The sequence below is a fragment of the Mesorhizobium sp. B2-2-4 genome (assembly GCF_006442375.1).
GTDB lineage: Bacteria > Pseudomonadota > Alphaproteobacteria > Rhizobiales > Rhizobiaceae > Mesorhizobium.
In genome coordinates this window covers 166,215-185,025 of record NZ_VFWB01000002.1, presented here as the reverse complement: position 1 = coordinate 185,025, position 18,811 = coordinate 166,215, and the positions used below count along the sequence as shown (strand labels likewise).

Below are 18,811 nucleotides of genomic sequence, written 5' to 3'. Positions count from 1 at the left end.
CGTCGTCATTCGGCCGCGCGAAGGTTCCCCGCCAGCACCGCTGCCGCCGTGGCGATGTCCTGTTCTATGGAGGTCCTGACGTCGGCGCCGTTGCGCTGCGCCAATGCCGCGACGATCTTGCGATGCGCCTCGTTCGACTGGGGTTTGTAGCGCTCAGCCTGCATCAGGAGCTTGAGATAGGGCCCAACCCGCCCCCAGAGATCACGGATCATGTTGAGGAGGATCGGCGCGCCGGCATGCCGGTAGATGGCGAAGTGGAAGGCCTCGTTGAGCGCGAGATAGGCCCCGGCGTCGCCCGCCTCGATCGCGCGCTGCATGCCCGCCAGCGTGGCCTGTATGTCGACCAGCCCGTCTTCGGTGATGCGCGAGGCGGCCATCTCGCCCGCCAGCCCCTCCACCGCGACGCGGATGCGGGTCAGTTCCTCGAAGGCCGGCGCAGACAGCAAGGGCACGATGATCGAGCGGTTGTTCTGCAATTCCAGAAGCCGCTCGGCGACGAGCCGTTGCAGCGCCTCGCGGATCGGCGTCGTCGAAATGCCGAACGTCTCGGCAAGCTTGCGGATGACCAATGTCTGGCCCGGGCTGAAGCCGCCCGAAATCAGCTCCTGCTTGAGCGCGCCATAGGCGCGGTCGTTCAGGGTCTGATGTTCGAGCTTCAGCATGTCGATTGCCGCACCCTTTCCTATCCCCTCACCAGCGCGACAGGGTGCGATCGAGCGTTTCGGCAAGTTGCTCGGCATTGTCCCTGGCGAACGGCAATGGCGGCCTGATCTTCAGCACGTTCCCGCGCGGACCGCATGACGAGATCAGCACGCCGTCCTCGCGCATGGCTTCGACGACCGCCGACGTCCTGGTGGCGGCCAGCGCCTCGTCCTCCTCCGCCGTCAACTCGACGCCGAAATAAAGGCCGTTATGCCTGACATCGGCGACCATGGCATGCCGGTTCTGCAGAGCCCGCAGCAGCTCGCCCGTATAGGCCCCAACCGTGCGCGCATTCTCGACCAGTCCCTCGCCTTCGATGACATCGAGCACCGCGATGCCGACGGCGGCGGCGACAGGATTGCCGCCGAATGTGTTGAAGTAGCCGGTGTTGGAACCGAAGGAGGCAACAAGCTGCGGCCGCACGATGACCGCGGCCATCGGATGCCCGTCGCCGATCGGCTTGCCCATGGTGACGATGTCAGGTTCGAGGCCGTAATTGGCGAAACCCCACATGCCCTGGCCGAGCCTGCCGAAGCCGGACTGGACTTCGTCGGCAATGACGATGCCGCCCGCCTTCCTGACGTGATCGGCGGCCTCGCGCATCGCCGACGCATCGGGGAAGAAAATTCCGTCGCTGGAAAATGCCGAGTCGATCAGCAGCGCCGCCGGGCGCACGTTCTGTGCGCGCATGTCCTCAATGGCGGCGGCGACATTCCTGGCGAAATCGCGTGCGGCCCGGCCCTGATCGCGAAACGTATCCGGGGCGGCCACGGTCCTGTGCTGCGCGGGCACGCCCTTCGCCCCGACCGCGGCCGGCGACAGCTGCGCGGTGGCGATGGTGGCGCCATGATAGGCGAAATCGGTGATGATCACGCCGGTATTGCCGCTGGAATGCTGGGCGATGCGGATGGCGAGATCGTTGGCCTCGCTGCCGGTGCAGGTGAACATGGCATGGCCGAGATGAGGCGGAAGCGTGCCGAGAAGTCTTTCCGCGTAGTCGAGGATGATTTCGCTGAGATAACGCGTGTGGGTGTTGAGCGTGGCCGCCTGCCCCGACAGCGCCTCGACGACACGTGGATGGCAATGCCCGACCGAAGCGACGTTGTTGTAGGCATCGAGATACTTGCGACCCTGGGCATCGTAGAGCCAGACGCCGCTGCCACGCACGAGATGGATCGGGTTGCGGTAGAAGGCGCGATAGGTCGGGCCGAGCAGCCTGGCACGGCGCTCGAGCAGCGCGGATGCTGATGCACCGGCATCGGCGGAGGCATTTGCGGGCGAGGATTGGGACACGAGCGTCTACTCCGGATTGGAATGATCGAGGAAATAACGGCGGGCATCGCTGTGTGACAGTCCGTCCAGCCGCTCGAGCGAGGCCCAGACCTCGGTGATGAGGCGCAGCACATAATCGCGCTTGGCCGGGAAGCGCTCCGCCTGCCAGGTGGCAATGTTGGCGATGAGAGCAAGGCGGGCACGGATCAGGTCGAACAGGATGCCGATCTCCTCGGCCTCGAGCGGCTGCACCGACTGATAACCGGCGACGAAGCGCGCGGCGGGCGCCAGCGGGTGACCGTCGGCTGGCCAGCGGTAGACGGCGCCGATGGCGAGATCGCAGATCAGCGGCGAATGGATCATGTCGCCGAAATCGAGGATGCCGCTGACGATCTCCGGCCGCGATGCGTCCATCACCACATTGTACGAGTTCATGTCGTTGTGGACGATCTGGGCGCGCAGGCTGGGGATGACGGGTGCGGCGTGCTCCTCGAAGGCATCGATGACGCGCTCGACCATGGCCCGGCGCCCGGCATCGGCGATATGTGCCAGCATGGGCCGCGTCTTGGCGACCTTGCGGATATCCCACAAAAGATCGCTGCCGGCGGCCGGGTGGAAAAAGCCGCGCAGTGCCCGGCCAAGCCGAGCGAGGAAGATGCCGAGATTGCGATCTTGCACAGGCGATACAGGCGAGCGCGAAAGCAACTGGCCGGGCAAATAGGTGACCAGGCGGATGATGCGCGGCTGCGAATCGCCGATGCTGACGGCGAACTGCGCATCGCCATCGAGGCTTTTGCGCACCGAAGGAATCGGTAAAGCGGGGTCGACCGCAAGGATGTGGTCCAGCGCCCTGTTCTGGAAATCGGTGAAGCCGGCCTCTTCCGCCGGATGCGAGATTTTCAGGACAAACTCGCCATTGCTGTCGGTGCGGATGTGAAAATTGTGGTCGCGCTCCCCGGGCAAGGGCTGAGCGGTGCCGGCAAGGCCGTAGTGCTGGCGCAGGATGGCAAGCGCTTCGGCGATCGAGACATCGGGCGCGTCCTCGGCCAGCGTTTCGCCGAATGCATCCGTCAGGGCGCCGGTCATGGTCTTGCCTCGGGGTCGACAGGCTCCAGCCCACACCAGTCAGCGATGAACAGCGCGATCGTCTGGGTGACCTTGCGTACGGATTCGAGTTCCACCGCCTCGTCATAGCCATGCGGCATGCGGCAGATCGGACCGTAGACGATGGCTGGCGTATCGGCGTAGAGGCCGAAGAAGCGCGCATCGGTGGTTGCCGAGGTGACGTGTTCCTGCAGCGGCTCGCCCCAGACGGCGGTATGGCTGCGGCGCAGCACGGCTTCCATCTCGTCGGCGCCCTCCAGCACATAGCCCTCGGCCATGAAGCCATTGTAGGTGATCCTGGGCGGGCGGTTGGCCATGAACGGATCGGCGCGGGCCGCGTCGGCGATGCAGGCCTCGAGCTCGGCTCTGGCATCCTCCAGCTTCTGGCCGGGATAGGTGGCGACACGCATCTCGAACACGCAGCGCGCGGGGACGCTCGATGTCCATTCGCCGCCTTCGATCTTGCCCAGATTGAAACGGATCGGATGCGGGTGATCGCAGAAATGCCTGTCGTCGACCTTGCGCGCGTTCCAGACGATTTCGAGCTGCTTCAACGCCTGGATGATGAGGAAAGCCTTTTCGATGGCGTTGGCGCCGGCCGAGAAAGCGCCCGACGCATGCTGGGGATCGCCGTCGACCTCGACCCTAAACCAGATCGGGCCGACCTGCGCCCGCATCAGCTTCGGCTCCAGCGGTTCGGGGATGAAGGCTGCGTCGGCGCGGTAACCGCGCTGCAGGCAAGCGAGCGCGCCATTGCCGGTGCACTCTTCCTCGACCACCGATTGCAGGAAGACCTTCGCGGCCGGCTGATAGCCGAGGCGGCGCAGTGCGGCCAGCGCGTAGAGGCAGGCCGAGAGCCCAGCCTTCATGTCGCCGGCGCCGCGACCATGCATCCAGCCGTCCTCGATGACCGGATCATAGGGATCGCGCAGCCAGCGATCGAGCGGGCCCGTCGGCACGACGTCGATGTGGCCGTTGAGGATCAGCGAGCGGCCGGTCGCGTTTCGCGGCATGTGGGTGGCGACGACGTTGAAGGCGTCGTCATAGGAGACGGCCACGGGCGAAAAGCCCGGCAGGTCGCGGATCGCATCGACATCGACACGCCACATGTCCACCGTATAGCCATCTGCTTCATACGCGGCTGCCATGAAGGATTGCGCCGCGTGTTCTTCGCCGCGTTGCGAGGGGAAGCGCACGAGGTTCGCGAGGAATTCCACCTGCCGCGCGAAGCCGTCGTCGACCGCGTTCAAAATGGCCTCGTCGGCAATTCGCTCAGGCATGATATTCCGCTTTCCGTTCGATGGTGTATCATATCTCATATGCCATCTCTGTGAAACGCAAGGGACAGGCGGGCCAAAAATCTTGACCCACCTCGGGAGCCTCTTGGCAGGCGAGCGCAGAGTTGGCATCAGCTTCTTGCGCGCCGGTGGGGAAGGTCGAGGACAGATGTTGGTCACCGAAGGCAGATTGCCTGATGAAATCACCAATCTAACGGTCGGCTATCGGCGGGTGCCGGCCGGCAAGATCGTCAATGCGGTGACATGGATGGAAGCGCGCGCGCCGGTGCCGGGTCTCGCGCGGCCGTTGACCATGACAAGGATCGCGGAACCCGACAGTGCTTCCTACCGTGCAATCTTCCTGGAGATCGGCGCTCCCTGGCTCTGGGATCACGCCGCCGAAATGTCGGATGCCGAGATCGCCGCGCATTTCGCCGATCCGCGCCAGCATCTCTATTACGGCCATGATGAAAGCGGCGCCCATGTCGGCATGGTCGAGTTCTCGGCGGCCGAGGACAACGAGATCGAGATCACCTATTTCGGCCTGTTCCCCTCCCTGACCGGCCGCGGCTTCGGCAAGCGGCTGATGGCCGGCGCGCTCGACCAGGCATGGCGTCTCCGGCCCAGCCACATTTGGCTGCATACCAGCAGCTTCGACCATCACAGTGTCATCGGTTTCTACAGGGCCTGCGGATTTGAGCCCTTTGCGACCGGCTTCGAAATCGCCGACGATCCCAGAATCAAGGGAACGTTGCCGCGTGATGCGGCGCCGCAGATTCCCTTGATCGAAACGGACTGGTCCCCCGACGCCAGATGAAAACGCCTTCGCAACCAGCCAGGCATCTCGGCATCGACGGCCTTGGCGCCGGCCGCCGTCAGGTCGCCTGCACCGCTGGCAGCCGCTCACGCAATTCGTCGACGAGCACCCTGATGTTTTCGGAATAGTCGATGGGCACGACGACGAGATGCACGCCGCCGCCGGCAAAAGCCTGTTCCAGCGCCGGCCGGAATTCGGCGATCGCGCCGACCCTGGTTCCCTTGGCGCCATAGGCCTCGGCGTATTTGACGAAGTCGGGATTGCCGAAGGTCATGCCGAAATCCGGAAACTCGTCGACCGCCTGCTTCCAGCGGATCATGCCATAGGCGTGGTCCTCGAGCAGCAGGACGACAAGATTGAGCTTGAGCCGGACGGCGGTCTCCAGTTCCTGGCTGTTCATCATGAAGCCGCCATCGCCGCAGATGGCCATGACGCGGCGCTGCGGATAGAGCAGTGCCGCCATCATCGCCGACGGCAGCCCCGCGCCCATGGTGGCCAGCGCATTGTCGAGCAGCAGCGTATTCGCCATGCGCGTGCGGTAGTTGCGCGCGAACCAGATCTTGTACATGCCGTTGTCGAGGGCAAGGATTCCGTCGGCCGGCATCACGGCGCGCACGTCATGCACGATGCGTTGCGGCGTGAAGCGGTCTTCCGTGGCGCGCGCGGCGATGCGGCTCAGAATGCCTTCGCGCAACGGCAACAGGGCCTGCGCGTTGGGGATCTTGCCCTCGATGCGATCCGCCAGCAGCGCCAGCGAAGGGCCGAGGTCGCCGACGATCTCGGTCTGTGGGAAATAGACCTGCTCGACATCGGCGGTTTGATAGCCGACATGAATGACCTTCGGCCCCTTGACGCCCATGATGAAGGGCGGCTTCTCGACTGTGTCGTGACCGATGGTGATGATCAGGTCGGCCTGTTCGATGGCCTCGTGCACGTAGTCGCGTTCCGAAAGGGCCGCCGTTCCCATGTAGAGTTCGGTGCCGCCGGGCACGGTGCCCTTGCCCATCTGCGTGGTGAAATAGGGAATTTGGGTGCGCAGCACGAACTGGGCGACATCGGGCGTGACGCGCGGCCGCGACGCCGCGGCGCCGAACATCAGCAGCGGACGTTTGGCCTCGAGGATCATGCGGGCGGCGCGGTCGAGCGCGCCCGCACCGGCCAGCGGCAGTTCGACCGGATGCGTCGGCACCAGCGGGACATCCTCACACTCAGCCGCCGCAATGTCTTCCGGCAGTTCCAGATGCACGGGACCCGGCCGCTCTTCCTGCGCGACGCGGAAGGCTTCGCGCACCAGCGAGGGGATCATTTTGGGCGAGACGATCTGGCGCGACAGCTTGGTCAGCGGTTTCATCGCCGCGACGATGTCGACGATCTGGAACCGCGCCTGCCTGGACGACAGGATCCCCTTCTGGCCGGTGATCATGATCATCGGCATGGCGCCGAGCAGCGCATAGGCCGAGCCGGTCGTCAGATTGAGCGCGCCGGGGCCGAGCGTGGTGATGCACACACCTGGCTTGCCGGTGAGCCGGCCATAGGTGGCGGCCATGAAGGCGGCCGCCTGCTCGTGACGGGTCAGGATGAGCTGGATCGAGGAGCGGCGGATGGATTCGACGATGTCGAGATTCTCCTCGCCCGGAATGCCGAATATCCGGTCGACCCCTTCGTTCTCGAGGGCCGCCACGAACAGATCCGAACCTTTGGTCATCAACCGTCTCTCCTGCAATGCGCCTGCATGCCGCCAGCTTTGCCTCATATGGCACTGGAAAGCGATGCCTCAAAGAGCCGAGGCGCCTCTCCACGGAATGTCCGCGCGATCCCAAACGAGAGTGGCCGCGAGCGCTAGCGATCAAGCCATCCGTTTCGGCAAGGCGGCCGCCAGCGCATCGACGGCCAGCCGAACTTTCAGCGGCAAATGGGGCGTCTGCAGCCAAAGGGCGTGGCAGTCATAGAGATATCGCGGCTGGTCCGGCAAGAGCTCGACCAGCGCCCCGGCCTGGATACGCTCGCGAACCAGCCACCAAGGCAACCAGGCGAGCCCCATGCCCTCGGCCGAAGCATCCGCGATGGCATCGAGATCGTCGAGCCGCAGCCGGCCGCCGGGCATGATCTCCTGTGCTGGTTGTCCTTCGCGCGGGAACAGCCAAGGCTGAACGGCTTGGCCGAGCCGGCGATATACGATGGCATGATGATTGGCGAGATCTTCGATCCGCCGTGGCTCGCCCTGAATTTTCAGGTAGGACGGCGCCGCACAGACAATCATGTCCTGGCTCGCGACGCGGCGCGCGATCACGCCTGCCCTGTCCTCCAGATCGCCGGTTCGGATGGCAAGATCGTAGCCGTCCTCGGCAAGATCGGCGAAGCGGTCGCTGAGCGACAGGTCAAGTTCCAGCATCGGATATTGCCGCGCCAGTTTCAGCAGCACGGGTGTTACGCAGTGCCGGCCGAAATGCGCCGGCATGGTGACGCGCAGCTTGCCACGGGGTTGCGAGAGCTGGTCGGCGGCGAGTTGATCGGCCGCTTCGGCCTCGGCCAGCACCAGCCGACAGCGGTCGTAATAGGCGCGTCCGAACTCGGTGAGGTTCTGCCGGCGCGTGGTGCGGTTGAGCAGGCGCATGCCGAGACGCTCCTCCAGAAACCGGACGTGTTTGCCGACCATCGGTCCGGACAGATCGAGTGCGGCCGCGGCCGCCGCGAACGAGCCGAGGTCGACCGCCCTGACGAACACGGCCATGCTCTCAAGGCGATCCATATTCGAAACTCCTGGTTTCTACTGTTCTGCTCCCATTGCTATTTATCCAACTTCGCCTTGGCGACATAGCTCCTTTCGGTTCAAACAATTTGGAGTAGACCCAATGGCGCGCGTCGTTCGCTTTCATCGGCATGGTGGCCCCGAGGTCCTGCGGATCGAAAATGTGGATCTTCCCCTACCCGGCCCGGGCGAGGTTCAGATCCGCGTCAAGGCGCTCGGCCTCAATCGCGCCGAGGCGCTGCTGCGCGCGGGCACCTATATCGAGACGCCCACCCTGCCCTCCGGGCTTGGCCTGGAGGCCGCAGGCCTCATCGAAACGGTCGGCGGAGCCGTGACGGCTCTGGCGTCGGGTGATGCCGTCAGCGTCATCCCGCCGCAATCGATGATCCGCTGGCCGGCTTATGGAGAGCTTGTTACCTATCCCGCCGGGCTCGTCGTCAAAAACCCGATATCACTCGATTGGCAGACCGCGGCCGCGATGTGGATGCCGTACCTCACCGCCTATGGCGCGCTGATCGACATCGCCAGGCTGCGCAACGAGGACTTCGTCGTCATCACGGCAGCCTCGAGCAGCGTCGGGCTTGCCGCGATCCAGATCGCCAACAGCGTCGGCGCGACGGCGATCGCGGTGACACGGACCTCGACGAAGAAGCAGGCCCTGCTCGACGCCGGCGCGGCTGAAGTCGTGGTCCTGGCCGAGGAGGATCTGGAGGCGCGGCTAGGCCGGATCGCCGGGCCGCGAGGCGTGCGCATCGTGTTTGACGCGATCGGCGGCCCGATTTTCGAGCCGCTCGCGGCGGCGATGTCCCGGGGCGGCATTCTCATTGAATATGGCGGGTTGAGCCCCGAGCCGACGCCGTTTCCCTTGCCCGCCGTGCTTGGCAAGACATTGACGCTGCGCGGCTACCTCGTCCACGAGATCACCGGCGACCCGGCGAAGCTGGAAGCCGCCAAGGCGTTCATCCTCGAAGGGCTGGAGGCCGGCACGCTGAGGCCGATCATCGACAGAACCTTCCCGTTCGAGCAGATCGTCGAGGCGCATCGCTATCTCGAGTCGAACGAGCAGTTCGGCAAGATCGTGGTGACGGTCTGAGCAGGGACGCCGGGGTCGTTGGCGCAGGCGCGGTACCCAGCGCTCGAAGCGCAATGACGTCAGCGATGGGGAACAAATTCGATCCTCGCGGACAATGTCGCTCTTGAAGGCGCCGCTCTGTGTTCCTAACTCTCGCATGCGGGCCGGGCCCCTCTGACTGTCGCACCTCGCGACCGTGATGTCGGACCGCTTTAACGGGCCCGTTTCCATCCTTTCGGTCAAGCGGGCTCATCTCTTTTGGTTTGGAGCCCCATATGACATCGTCTTCCCTTCTTGGATTGGTTTGCCCCTCCTGCCGCGTCGCGCTCGTGATGAGCGAACGCCAGGGTATCGAGATCGATTATTGCCCGCAGTGCCGTGGCGTGTGGCTTGACCGAGGCGAACTCGACAAGATCATCGAGCGATCGGCCAAGGAGGCCTCGCCCGCGCCACAGCCGGCAGCGTTCTCCCAGCCCCAGCATGGCCGGGACCGCGATGACGACTATGCGCGCTCGCAGGGCCACCGCTATCCGAAACGGAAGAAATCGTTCTTCGAAGAGCTGTTCGATTGACCGCACGCCGGTAGCCGGCCCGACGTCTGTCGAAAATTTCCGAAACCCATCGATAAAGGTCCGTCCAGATGATTTCCCGCACAAGCCGATTTGCCGCCCTGTTTGCCGGACTGTTCCTGGCATTCTCCATGGTCGCGGTAGACCATGCCGAGGCCCGTCGCGGCGGCAGTTTCGGCAGCCGCGGCATGCGCACGTTCCAATCAGCGCCGCCGACCAGGACCGCTCCGGCGCCGACCGCTCCGGTCGAGCGTTCGATGACGCCCAATACCGGCGTGAACACCGCGGCCCGGCAGCCGCAGGCCGGCCCGCAGAGGCCCGGCTTCATGAGCGGCTTCGGTGGAACGATGATGCGCGGCCTGCTGATCGGCGGCCTGATCGGGCTGCTCCTGGGCCAGGGCTTCGGCGGGCTGGCAGGCATGTTCGGTTTCCTGCTGCAGGCCGTGCTGATCGGTGGCGCCATCATGCTGGCAATCAGGTTCTTCCGGTCGCAATCCGCGCGTGGCCCCGCCCCTGCGCTCGCGGGCGCTGGCAATGCCTCGCGATTTGAAAACCGCGCAGCCGGACAGAGCGATGCCAACAATGCGCGTTCTTTCGCCATTCCCGGCTTTGGCGGCGGTTCAGGCGGAGGCTCCGCGGCGGCCACCGGTTCCGATGAAATCCGGCTCGCCCAGACCGACCTCGACGCATTCCAGCAGCTGTTGAGCGATGTCCAGGAAGCGTTCGGGCGTGAGGATCATGCCGCGTTGCGCAAGACGACGACTCCCGAAATGGTGTCCTATCTCTCTGAAGAGCTGGCCGACAATGCGAAGAAGGGCCTCAGGAACGAGGTATCCGACGTCACCCTCCTGCAGGCCGACATCGCGGAAAGCTGGCGCGAGGATGACCGCGACTATGCCACGGCGGCCCTGCGTTATGAATCGCGCGACGTGATGCGCGAACGGGCCAGCGGCAAGGTCGTCGAGGGCGACGAGGATCATCCCACGGAGACGACGGAGCTGTGGACCTTCACGCGTCAGAATGGCTCGAGCTGGAAGCTCTCGGCAATCCAACAGGCCTGAGCTCCAGCGTGCGAACTCGCGTTGACAAAGGCGGCCTGACGACGGCCGGTCCGGCTGTGTCAGCAGCCTCCATGGCCGGCAGCTCTCAAAATAGGAATTTTTTCTTGACTGGGTGAAGGCAGCTATGGTAGATATTTATCTATGGTGCTGAGTTGCGCCAGGAACCCGCCGCGCAGGCGGGTTTTTTCGTTCAATGCTCCGTCAACAGCTCCGGCGAAGCCACCCGTCAACCCGGATCGCCCGGCCTGAGCTCCGGCCCGTTTCAGTCCGAAGCTTCGATGCCGATGTCGCGCACGGTTCACCGCACGATCTTGACGCACATCGGCGTGCCGATCTCGATGGCACGGCCGGTGTCGGTCAGCCGGCCGCTCTCGGCGTCGCGCGCGAAGATCGATATGCGGTCGGCATTCTGGTTGGCCGAGAACAGGTGGTCGCCCGACGGCGTCAGCGCCAGGTTGCGCGGCGTGGCGCCGCCGCAAGGGACATGGCCGACAAGGCTCAGCGCGCCACTTTGCTGGTCGACGGCCATAACGACCACACTGTCATGGCCTCGGTTGGAGCCGTAGAGGAAGCGGCCGTCGGGCGAGATCTGGATATCGGCGCAGTGGTTGGCATGGCGCGCCTCGGCCGGCACGGCCGGCCTGGTGTCGATGATCGAGAGCTTGCCGCTCGCCTCGTCCAGCGCCATCGACACGATGGTCGAATCCAGCTCGTTCATGACGAAGACGAAACGGCCGTTCGGATGCAAGGCGAGATGGCGCGGACCGGCGCCCGGCGGCAAAGCGGATTCGGCCAGTTTGGTCAGATTGCCATCATGCTCGATCCGGTAGGACACCAACCGGTCGATGCCGAGATCGGCGACGATGGCCGTTCCGCCGGCGATGGTTTCGGTGACGCTATGGGCATGCGAGCGCTCTTGCCGGGCTGCGTTCGGGCCAGTGCCCTTGTGCGAAACGCTGGCCAGAGGAGCCGACAAGGCGCCATCGCTGTCGAAGCCATAGACCGCGACTGCGCGATCCGGACCGCCCTCGCCCATGCCGTAGTTGGCGACCAGCAGCTTCGTGCCATCATGGGTGATGGTGTTATGCGCGGTGATGCTGCCGAGTGACGGCTGCTTGTTCAGGTAAGTGAGCGTGCCCGAGGCGCGGTCGAAGCCGTAGGCCGAAACCGTTCCTTCGCGCCAGGCGAAGACTTCCGAATTGGCGTAGAGGCGCGAACCGTCCGGCGTCACCGACAGGAAGGTCGGATTGTCGATGTCACTGGTCTCGGCCAGCTTTCGTGTTTCCAGCGTCTCCTCGTCGAAGCTGTAGACGCCGAGGCCGACGCCGCGTGCGCCCTGAAAATAGGGCGCCTCCCGGTTCAGGCTGCCGACAAAGACCAGACAGGCATCGCGCATGTTTTCCTCCCTGTTCCGCCGGGCTCGAGCGCAGCGGAAACAGCCAAAATTTCGCCCGTCCTCGCTTGCAACGCAACCCCATATGTGAAAATAGTATTTACAAAAGAAGATTGACGGGAGGAGACGTCGTGCAATCTGGCGCCTTGACGCGTGTTCCGAAACTTGTGCCGTGCCTCGCGCAGTGCCAGCGGAGCCAGCGATGAACGACTTCGCACCGACCGTCGGCGTCGCCTCGACGCATCCGGCCAACATGCCCGCGGAACATGCCGCCTTGCCGGTTTGGAACGCCGAGAACTGGTTCTACGAGGACTGGCCGGTCGGCCAGAAGATCCGCTCGTTGCGCCGCACCATGGCCGAAGGGGACAGCCACCTGTTCAACACGCTGGTGCTCGACATCCATCCTTACGTGCAGGACCAGATGTTTGCCGAGACGGAGGGCATTTTCGGCAAGCGGCTGGTGGCCGGCGCCTTCGTCTTCTCGGCTGGCCTGGGGCTCGTCGCCACCAATTGCGTCAATGCGTTTTCCTATGGCTACGACAAGCTCCGCTTCATAAAGCCCGTCTTCATCGGCGACACGATCTATTCGATCCGCTCCAACCTCGACAAGACGCCGCGCTACAAGGACATGGGGCTGATCCGCGCCAGCTACGAGGTGTTCAAGGGCGAAGGCGAACTCGTACTCTATTGCGAGCATCTGCAGACGGTGAAGTACCGCAACCCTGCCGATTTCCTCGGCAAGACGGAGAAGTAGAAATGCCGGCAGCAGCCGAATTGCCGCTTGCCGGTCTCGTCGTCGTCGACATGAGCCAGTTCCTGTCCGGGCCCTACTGCTCGCTCAGGCTGCTGGATCTCGGCGCCCGCGTCATCAAGATCGAGCGTCCGGACGGCGGCGACCTGTCGCGCCGGCTCTATCTCAGCGACACCGAGATCGGCGGTGATTCCACCATCTTCCATGCCATCAACCGGGCCAAGGAAAGCCTCGCCATCGACCTGAAGGACGAGGCGGATCTCAAGGCGCTGCGCGGCCTGCTGGCGAAGGCCGACGTGCTGATCCAGAATTTCAGGCCGGGTGTCATCGAACGGCTCGGCCTCGACTACGAGGCGGTCCGCAAGATCAACCCGCGCCTGGTCTATGCCTCGATCAGCGGCTATGGCGAGGACGGCCCATGGGTCAAGCGGCCCGGCCAGGACCTCCTGGCGCAGGCGCGCTCCGGGGTGATGTGGCTGAACGGCGACGAGGACCAGGGGCCGGTGCCGTTCGGGCTTGCTATCGGCGACATGCTGGCGGGCGCGGCATGCGCGCAAGGCATACTGGCCGCCCTTGTGCGGCGCGGCATCACCGGCCAGGGCAGCCATATCGAAACCAGCCTGCTGGAAGCGCTGGTCGACTTCCAGTTCGAGGTACTGACCACGCATCTCAATGACGGCCGCCGTTTGCCGCGCCGCTCCAGCTTCCGCAGCGCGCATGCCTATCTGTCGGCACCTTACGGCGTCTATCCCGCCAAGGACGGCTATCTCGCCATCGCCATGACACCGATCCCGAAACTCGCCGACCTGCTGTCGCTGGAGGAACTGGCGCCCTACCGCGACAAGCCGGCATCCTGGTTCACCGCGCGCGACGACATCAAGGCGATCGTCGCGCAGCGGATCGCGACCAGGACGGTCGACGAGTGGCTTGATGTTCTCGAACCCGCCGACATCTGGTGCGCCAAGGTGCTGACCTGGCCGGAAATGCTGGCAAGCGGGGGCTTCCAGTCGCTCGACATGCTGCAGACGGTGACGCGCGAGGACGATGTCTCGATCCTTACCACCAGTTCGCCGCTCAGGGTCGACGGCATCAGGGCCAAGGTCGACCGGGCAGCACCGCGCATCGGCGAGCATAGCGCCGCGATCCGCGAGGAGTTCGGCCTGTGACCACGCGCTTCCTAAAGCCCACGCTCAGGGGCATGACCTGGAACCATCCGCGCGGCTATGATCCGATGGTCGCCTGCTCGTCGCTGTGGAAGCAGAAAACCGGCATTGCCGTCGAATGGGACAAGCGTTCGCTGCAGGACTTCGAGTCCTTCCCGGTCGAGGAACTGGCGCGCGCCTATGATCTGATCGTCATCGACCATCCGCATGTCGGCCAGATCACCGCCGAACGCTGCCTGGAGCCGCTCGATGTCGCCGGCCGCGAGGCGGAGCGCGCGGCACTTTCCTCCGGCAGCGTCGGCCAGTCCTATCCGAGTTACACATGGCAGGGACGGCAGTGGGCGTTTCCCATCGATGCCGCGACGCAGGTCCAGGCATGGCGGCCCGATGCGCTTGGCGCACCGCCATCGCGATGGAGCGAAGTGCTCGATCTCGCCCGGCAGGCACGCGTGCTGCTGCCGTTGCGGCCACCGCATTCGATGATGGTGTTCTTCACGCTCGCAGGCAATCTCGGGCATGCTTGCGCGACCGACCCATCCAACGATCTCATCGACGGCGAGGCCGGCAGCGAAGTCTTCGAGACAATGCGCGAGATTGCCGCGCTGGTCGACCCGGCCTGCTTCGAGATGGATCCGATCGCCGTTTCAGAGCGGATGGCGCAGGCCGGATCCCCGATCGTCTGCGCACCGCTGATCTACGGCTATGTTTCCTACGCGATGGCCGGGTTTCGCCCACATCGCCTGGCATTTGGCGACATCCCTGTTGTCGGATCCAGCGGCCCGATTGGCACGGCGCTTGGCGGCACAGGCATAGCGGTGTCGGCCTTCTCGAAGGCGAAAGAGGCGGCAACCGATTTCGCCTACTGGCTCGCCAGCGGCGAGGTCCAGCGTGGCCCCTATGCCGCGGCCGGCGGACAGCCCGGCCATGCCGCGGCCTGGGAGGATCAGGCCGTCAATGCGGCGACCGGCAATTTCTATCGCGATACGCGCGCGACCCTGGAGGGCGCATGGGTGCGGCCTCGCCATGATGGTTACATGGCGTTCCAGCAGGCCGCGTCCGACCGCGTCAATTCCGGCATGACCTCAGGGCATCGTTCCAGCCAGGTCATTGCCGATCTCAATCGCCTGTTTCGGCAGAGCGCCCCGGCGCAGGCGACCGGCACTGCCGGTGGAGGAGCCTGAAAAAATTGAACGGAGGAGACAAATGAAAAGCCTGATCCGCGGCCTTGTGGCCGCAACCGCCTTCGCCTCACTCGCAACGACAGCTTTTGCCGAAGACGTACAAGGCGTCATCAGCGGGCTGCCCGATGAACTCAAGGCGCAATATGACGGCGCGCCGCAGACGGTGCTGCCATCGGCCTGGGACAATTTCAACCCGCCGTCCAAGCCATGGAAATGGTGCCATTCGGAATCCTACCAGGGCAACCCCTGGCGGGTCACCGTCACCAAGGAGCTGAAGCGCCTGGTCGACGGGCTGATCGCCGACGGCACCGTCTCCAGCTTCGAAGTGTCGGATTCCAACAACGACGCCAGCCAGCAGATCAACCAGATCCGCGCCTTCATCGACAAGAAGTGCTCGATCATCACCTCGATCCCGGGCTCGGCAACAGCGCTCGATGACGCCATCGATGCGGCCGCCAAGGCAGGCATCCCGTTCATCACCGCCGCCGGTTCGGTGACCAGCCCGAACGCGATCAATGTCGATTCCAACTATGCGCGCTGGGGCTACGACATGATGACGGCGATCGGCAAGGCCAAGCCTGATGGCGCCAGCATCCTGCTGGTCGAGGGCATCGCCGGCCACCCGATCGTGGTTCAGGAGCGCCAGGGCGCCGACAAGGCGCTGGCGGAAAACCCCAAGCTGAAGATCTCGCGCACGGTCAACGGCAATTGGACGGCCAATGTCACCAAGACGGTGGTGCTGCAGGCGATCGCCACCAACCCGGCGCCGATCGATGCGGTGTGGACGACAGGCAGCGAAAGCCGCGTCGTCGCGGAGGCGTTCGCCGAAGCCGGCCGGCCGGCGCCGCTGATCACCGGTTCGATCACCGGCGATGCCCTGGGCTACTGGAAGGCCAATCCCGACAAGTACCGCTTCGAGGGCCATGCCGTGCTGCCGCACTGGACCGCCGAAACGCTGTTTCGCGTCGGCGAACGCATGCTCGACGGCCAGAAGCCGAAGCTGAACACGCTGCTCATTCCGATTCCGCCGGTCCACAATGCCGATCTCGGCGCCTGGTACAAGGACTGCATGACGACGGATGCCGTATCGATCTTCCCGGTGCCGCCCAAGGATCCGATGCCGGAAGAATGGCTCGACGCCTATTTCTCCAACCCGGCGCCGACCAAGGGATGGGACTATTCGAAGGTGCCAGACGCCTGCGCGAAGTGACGCCTGGGCCAGATAAGACCTCGACAAGCCGGCTCCTTTCGGAGGGCCGGCTTGCCAGCTTCGAAACGCGACATGCTTGAAATCAGAAACATATCCAAACGCTATGGCGAGACGGTCGCGCTTGCGGACGCCTCGATCGCGTTCCGGGCAGGAACCATCCACACCATCCTGGGCGAGAATGGTTCGGGCAAGAGCACCATGGTCAAGCTGCTGTCCGGCATCGTTCAGCCCGACAGCGGCACGGTCCTGCTGCAAGGCAGGCCGTTTTCGGGCGGAACCCCCTCGGCTTTCCAGGCGCAAGGCTTCGCCACGGTCTTCCAGGAAGTGCTGATCGCGCCGGACCGCAGCGTGACCGACAATATCCTGCTTGGCCTCGACGGCCTGGTCCGGCGCGCGGTTCCCCGCAACGAGCGGCGCGACAGGGCAGCCGCCGCCCTCAAACGTTTCGCCGTCACCAACGTTCCGCTCGACATGCCCGCCGGGCAGTTGGCGCTCGCAGCACAGCAACTCGTCGTTCTTGCTCGTGCGGTCGTGCGCGATCCAAAGATCCTGATCCTCGACGAAGTGACCGCAGCACTCGACTTCGCCGACCGCGAGTCCGTTTTTTCGCTGATGCGCACGCTTGCCGGCGAAGGCTGCCTGATCCTGTTCATCACCCACCGCATGGATGAGGTGACGTCGCTTTCGGATCGCATCTCGATCCTGCGCGGCGGCAGCGTGGTGCGCACCGAGGAGCGCGGCGCTTCGACGCCGGCGGAGCTTCTCAAGGCGATGGCGCCACGCACCGCCGCGGAGCTGGCGCATGGCTGATCGCGCCGCCCTCACTATCCGCGACCTCATCATCGCACCGGACGCCAGCCCGATCATGCAGGCGGTCGCCGCCGGCGAGATCGTTGGGCTCGCCGGCCTGGATGGCCACGGCCAGGAGCTTTTCCTCGAGATGCTCGCCGGCCTAGTCGCGCCGTTTGGCGGTTCGATAACCCTCGATCTGCCCGGCGCATCCCGCGCCATCACCGGCTTCCGCAAGGCCGTATCGAGCGGCATCGCCTATCTTCCGCGCGGGCGTGCCAAAGGCATTTTCCCGACGCAATCGGTGCTCGACAATTTCGCCGTCTCGACGCTGTCTCGCGATACCCGCCTCGGCCTGATCAGCCCGGCGGCGCGCAAGGCGCGCTACGAGGCCTATCGCGAAAGGCTGTCGATATCGGCGCCTCGGCCCGACGCGCCGATCACCACCCTGTCCGGCGGCAACCAGCAGAAGGTGCTGTTGGCGCGGGCCCTGGCGCTGGACCCCGCAATGTTGCTTCTCAACGACCCGACGCGCGGCGTCGACGTAGCGACCCGGCATGTTCTCTACGACGTCTTTCGCGGGCTGGCTTCCGACGGCATGGGGCTCGTCATCCTGTCCAGCGAGATCGAGGAGATCCTTCTTCTCTGCCATCGCGTGCTGGTGTTCCGCGAAAATGAAGTCGTGGCGGAAATCGCCGGCCAGGCGATGACCACCGGGAACGTGATCGCAGCCATGTTCGGACGCGCGGCATGAGACCCTTCGCACGCATCCTGTCCCTCGGCCGAAGCGTCGGCTTCGCCGTCGTACTGCTGATCGCCCTGCTGGCGATCAATCTGATGCTGAGCCCGGCACGGTTCCAGCCGGGCTCCTGGGGTGCGCTGGTTGGTCTGGCGGCGCCGCTGATCGGTGCGGCCATCGCCTCGACGCCGGTGATCCTCGCCGGGCGCGGCGGCATCGATATTTCGGTCGGGCCGCTGATGGGCTTCGTCAACGCCATCGTGATCCAGGTGCTTTTCCTGCGCGCCGGAATATCCTCGCCGCTGGCGCTTGTTCCGGCGGCGCTGCTCATCGGTGCGCTGGTCGGGGCGGCGAACGGTTTCCTGGCGACCATCGTGCGCATCCAGCCGATCGTGGCCACGCTCGGCACCTATCTGATCCTGACGGGGGTGACGCTGACCATCCTGCCGGCGCCGATCGGCCCGGCGCCGGCCTGGCTGAAAGCCCTGGCGGGCCCACTCTCGCTTCTGCCGCTGGCCTTGATGTTCCTTTTTTGGTGGCTGGTGCGGCGCAGCCCTTATTACGACCAGCTGATGGCGGTCGGCAGCGACGATCGCGCCGCCTATACGGCCGGCGTCGACGTCACGCTCGTGCGCTTCATCGCCTATGTCATGACCGGCATCCTGGGCGGCTGCGCCGGACTGATGCTGACTGCGCTGATCGGGTCGGCCGATCCCAACATCGGCCCGACCTACACGCTGATCGCCATCGCCGCCGTGGCGCTCGGCGGTGTCAGTCTTGCCGGCGGCCGTGGTGGCGTCGCGGGTGCCGCGATCGGCGCTGTCGACATCTTCCTGCTGCAAAGCGTGCTGACGACGTTCAACGTCTCGACCTTCGTGCTGCAGATCGCCTACGGCGCCATACTGGTGCTGGCGGTGATGCTGACCGCGCTGCAGGAACGCTTTGCCATCGGGAGGCGCTGA

18 protein-coding genes are annotated in these 18,811 nt (G+C 64.9%); 11 read left to right on the top strand and 7 right to left on the bottom strand.

From position 1 onward, the window contains the following. Positions 1–5: 5 nt before the first annotated feature. Genes FJ959_RS06005 through FJ959_RS05990 form a run of 4 tightly spaced genes read right to left on the bottom strand, consistent with a single transcriptional unit; the run spans position 6 to position 4,358 of the window. Complete coding sequence (locus tag FJ959_RS06005) at positions 6–662, bottom strand: GntR family transcriptional regulator (RefSeq protein ID WP_140555566.1); 657 nt, start codon at positions 660–662, stop codon at positions 6–8. Positions 663–690: 28 nt separating this feature from the next. Next, complete coding sequence (locus FJ959_RS06000; protein WP_140629037.1) at positions 691–1,995, bottom strand: aspartate aminotransferase family protein; 1,305 nt, start codon at positions 1,993–1,995, stop codon at positions 691–693. 6 nt (positions 1,996–2,001) lie between these two features. Continuing rightward, positions 2,002–3,060, bottom strand: coding sequence for a phosphotransferase (locus FJ959_RS05995; protein WP_140514541.1), 1,059 nt, complete (start codon positions 3,058–3,060; stop codon positions 2,002–2,004). Further along, positions 3,057–4,358 carry an ArgE/DapE family deacylase gene (locus FJ959_RS05990; protein WP_181171983.1) on the bottom strand — a complete coding sequence of 434 codons (1,302 nt, stop codon included), beginning with the start codon at positions 4,356–4,358 and terminating at the stop codon, positions 3,057–3,059. The genes FJ959_RS05995 and FJ959_RS05990 overlap by 4 nt, the downstream gene beginning before the upstream one ends. Positions 4,359–4,524: 166 nt before the next feature. On the opposite strand from FJ959_RS05990, the gene FJ959_RS05985 reads away from it, so the two are divergent. Further along, positions 4,525–5,172 carry a GNAT family N-acetyltransferase gene (locus FJ959_RS05985; RefSeq protein WP_181171982.1) on the top strand — a complete coding sequence of 216 codons (648 nt, stop codon included), beginning with the start codon at positions 4,525–4,527 and terminating at the stop codon, positions 5,170–5,172. Positions 5,173–5,230: 58 nt separating this feature from the next. Here FJ959_RS05985 and FJ959_RS05980 read toward each other — a convergent pair whose 3' ends face one another. Continuing rightward, positions 5,231–6,877 (bottom strand): acetolactate synthase large subunit, encoded by a 1,647-nt coding sequence (locus tag FJ959_RS05980; RefSeq protein WP_140629034.1) that lies wholly within the window; start codon positions 6,875–6,877, stop codon positions 5,231–5,233. A 141-nt stretch (positions 6,878–7,018) separates the two neighbouring features. Next, a complete protein-coding gene (locus tag FJ959_RS05975) occupies positions 7,019–7,921 on the bottom strand; it encodes a LysR substrate-binding domain-containing protein (RefSeq protein WP_140497644.1) in 903 nt (300 codons plus the stop codon). A gap of 103 nt (positions 7,922–8,024) precedes the next feature. On the opposite strand from FJ959_RS05975, the gene FJ959_RS05970 reads away from it, so the two are divergent. The 3 genes from FJ959_RS05970 to FJ959_RS05960 all read left to right on the top strand — a co-directional run bounded on the left by FJ959_RS05970 (position 8,025) and on the right by FJ959_RS05960 (position 10,623). Next, the gene (locus FJ959_RS05970; protein ID WP_140497642.1) at positions 8,025–9,014 is read left to right on the top strand and encodes a zinc-dependent alcohol dehydrogenase family protein; all 990 of its coding nucleotides are present in this window, start codon (positions 8,025–8,027) and stop codon (positions 9,012–9,014) included. Positions 9,015–9,268: 254 nt separating this feature from the next. Beyond that, positions 9,269–9,565 (top strand): zf-TFIIB domain-containing protein, encoded by a 297-nt coding sequence (locus FJ959_RS05965; RefSeq protein ID WP_140497640.1) that lies wholly within the window; start codon positions 9,269–9,271, stop codon positions 9,563–9,565. Between the two features lie 68 nt (positions 9,566–9,633). Further along, complete coding sequence (locus tag FJ959_RS05960) at positions 9,634–10,623, top strand: Tim44 domain-containing protein (RefSeq protein ID WP_140497638.1); 990 nt, start codon at positions 9,634–9,636, stop codon at positions 10,621–10,623. A gap of 298 nt (positions 10,624–10,921) precedes the next feature. On the opposite strand, the gene FJ959_RS05955 is transcribed toward FJ959_RS05960, so the two are convergent. Further along, positions 10,922–12,019 carry a lactonase family protein gene (locus FJ959_RS05955; RefSeq protein WP_140629031.1) on the bottom strand — a complete coding sequence of 366 codons (1,098 nt, stop codon included), beginning with the start codon at positions 12,017–12,019 and terminating at the stop codon, positions 10,922–10,924. A gap of 199 nt (positions 12,020–12,218) precedes the next feature. On the opposite strand from FJ959_RS05955, the gene FJ959_RS05950 reads away from it, so the two are divergent. The 7 genes from FJ959_RS05950 (at position 12,219) to FJ959_RS05920 (ending at position 18,811) form a co-directional block, all read left to right on the top strand. Further along, on the top strand, positions 12,219–12,770 hold the full coding sequence (locus FJ959_RS05950) for a MaoC family dehydratase (RefSeq protein WP_140520944.1): 552 nt from the start codon (positions 12,219–12,221) through the stop codon (positions 12,768–12,770). A 2-nt stretch (positions 12,771–12,772) separates the two neighbouring features. Next, positions 12,773–13,933, top strand: a complete 1,161-nt coding sequence (locus FJ959_RS05945) for a CaiB/BaiF CoA-transferase family protein (protein WP_140497632.1) — start codon at positions 12,773–12,775, stop codon at positions 13,931–13,933. 32 nt (positions 13,934–13,965) lie between these two features. Further along, positions 13,966–15,111, top strand: a complete 1,146-nt coding sequence (locus FJ959_RS05940; protein ID WP_140562076.1) for an extracellular solute-binding protein — start codon at positions 13,966–13,968, stop codon at positions 15,109–15,111. Positions 15,112–15,133: 22 nt separating this feature from the next. Beyond that, positions 15,134–16,321 carry an ABC transporter substrate-binding protein gene (locus tag FJ959_RS05935; RefSeq protein WP_140562013.1) on the top strand — a complete coding sequence of 396 codons (1,188 nt, stop codon included), beginning with the start codon at positions 15,134–15,136 and terminating at the stop codon, positions 16,319–16,321. A gap of 72 nt (positions 16,322–16,393) precedes the next feature. After that, positions 16,394–17,131, top strand: a complete 738-nt coding sequence (locus FJ959_RS05930; RefSeq protein WP_140583885.1) for an ATP-binding cassette domain-containing protein — start codon at positions 16,394–16,396, stop codon at positions 17,129–17,131. Then, complete coding sequence (locus FJ959_RS05925) at positions 17,124–17,864, top strand: ATP-binding cassette domain-containing protein (RefSeq protein WP_140583887.1); 741 nt, start codon at positions 17,124–17,126, stop codon at positions 17,862–17,864. Before FJ959_RS05930 ends, FJ959_RS05925 begins: the two co-directional genes overlap by 8 nt. After that, complete coding sequence (locus FJ959_RS05920) at positions 17,861–18,811, top strand: ABC transporter permease (protein WP_140497623.1); 951 nt, start codon at positions 17,861–17,863, stop codon at positions 18,809–18,811. Before FJ959_RS05925 ends, FJ959_RS05920 begins: the two co-directional genes overlap by 4 nt.

Bases quoted from the DNA above. Each gene is read 5' to 3' on its own strand.
- FJ959_RS06005 (WP_140555566.1), bottom strand. From the start codon at position 662: ATGCTGAAGCTCGAACATCAGACCCTGAACGACCGCGCCTATGGCGCG.
- FJ959_RS05995 (WP_140514541.1), bottom strand. From the start codon at position 3,060: ATGACCGGCGCCCTGACGGATGCATTCGGCGAAACGCTGGCCGAGGAC.
- FJ959_RS05990 (WP_181171983.1), bottom strand. From the start codon at position 4,358: ATGCCTGAGCGAATTGCCGACGAGGCCATTTTGAACGCGGTCGACGAC.
- FJ959_RS05985 (WP_181171982.1), top strand. From the start codon at position 4,525: ATGTTGGTCACCGAAGGCAGATTGCCTGATGAAATCACCAATCTAACG.
- FJ959_RS05980 (WP_140629034.1), bottom strand. From the start codon at position 6,877: ATGACCAAAGGTTCGGATCTGTTCGTGGCGGCCCTCGAGAACGAAGGG.
- FJ959_RS05975 (WP_140497644.1), bottom strand. From the start codon at position 7,921: ATGGATCGCCTTGAGAGCATGGCCGTGTTCGTCAGGGCGGTCGACCTC.
- FJ959_RS05970 (WP_140497642.1), top strand. From the start codon at position 8,025: ATGGCGCGCGTCGTTCGCTTTCATCGGCATGGTGGCCCCGAGGTCCTG.
- FJ959_RS05965 (WP_140497640.1), top strand. From the start codon at position 9,269: ATGACATCGTCTTCCCTTCTTGGATTGGTTTGCCCCTCCTGCCGCGTC.
- FJ959_RS05960 (WP_140497638.1), top strand. From the start codon at position 9,634: ATGATTTCCCGCACAAGCCGATTTGCCGCCCTGTTTGCCGGACTGTTC.
- FJ959_RS05955 (WP_140629031.1), bottom strand. From the start codon at position 12,019: ATGCGCGATGCCTGTCTGGTCTTTGTCGGCAGCCTGAACCGGGAGGCG.
- FJ959_RS05950 (WP_140520944.1), top strand. From the start codon at position 12,219: ATGAACGACTTCGCACCGACCGTCGGCGTCGCCTCGACGCATCCGGCC.
- FJ959_RS05945 (WP_140497632.1), top strand. From the start codon at position 12,773: ATGCCGGCAGCAGCCGAATTGCCGCTTGCCGGTCTCGTCGTCGTCGAC.
- FJ959_RS05940 (WP_140562076.1), top strand. From the start codon at position 13,966: ATGACCTGGAACCATCCGCGCGGCTATGATCCGATGGTCGCCTGCTCG.
- FJ959_RS05935 (WP_140562013.1), top strand. From the start codon at position 15,134: ATGAAAAGCCTGATCCGCGGCCTTGTGGCCGCAACCGCCTTCGCCTCA.
- FJ959_RS05930 (WP_140583885.1), top strand. From the start codon at position 16,394: ATGCTTGAAATCAGAAACATATCCAAACGCTATGGCGAGACGGTCGCG.
- FJ959_RS05925 (WP_140583887.1), top strand. From the start codon at position 17,124: ATGGCTGATCGCGCCGCCCTCACTATCCGCGACCTCATCATCGCACCG.
- FJ959_RS05920 (WP_140497623.1), top strand. From the start codon at position 17,861: ATGAGACCCTTCGCACGCATCCTGTCCCTCGGCCGAAGCGTCGGCTTC.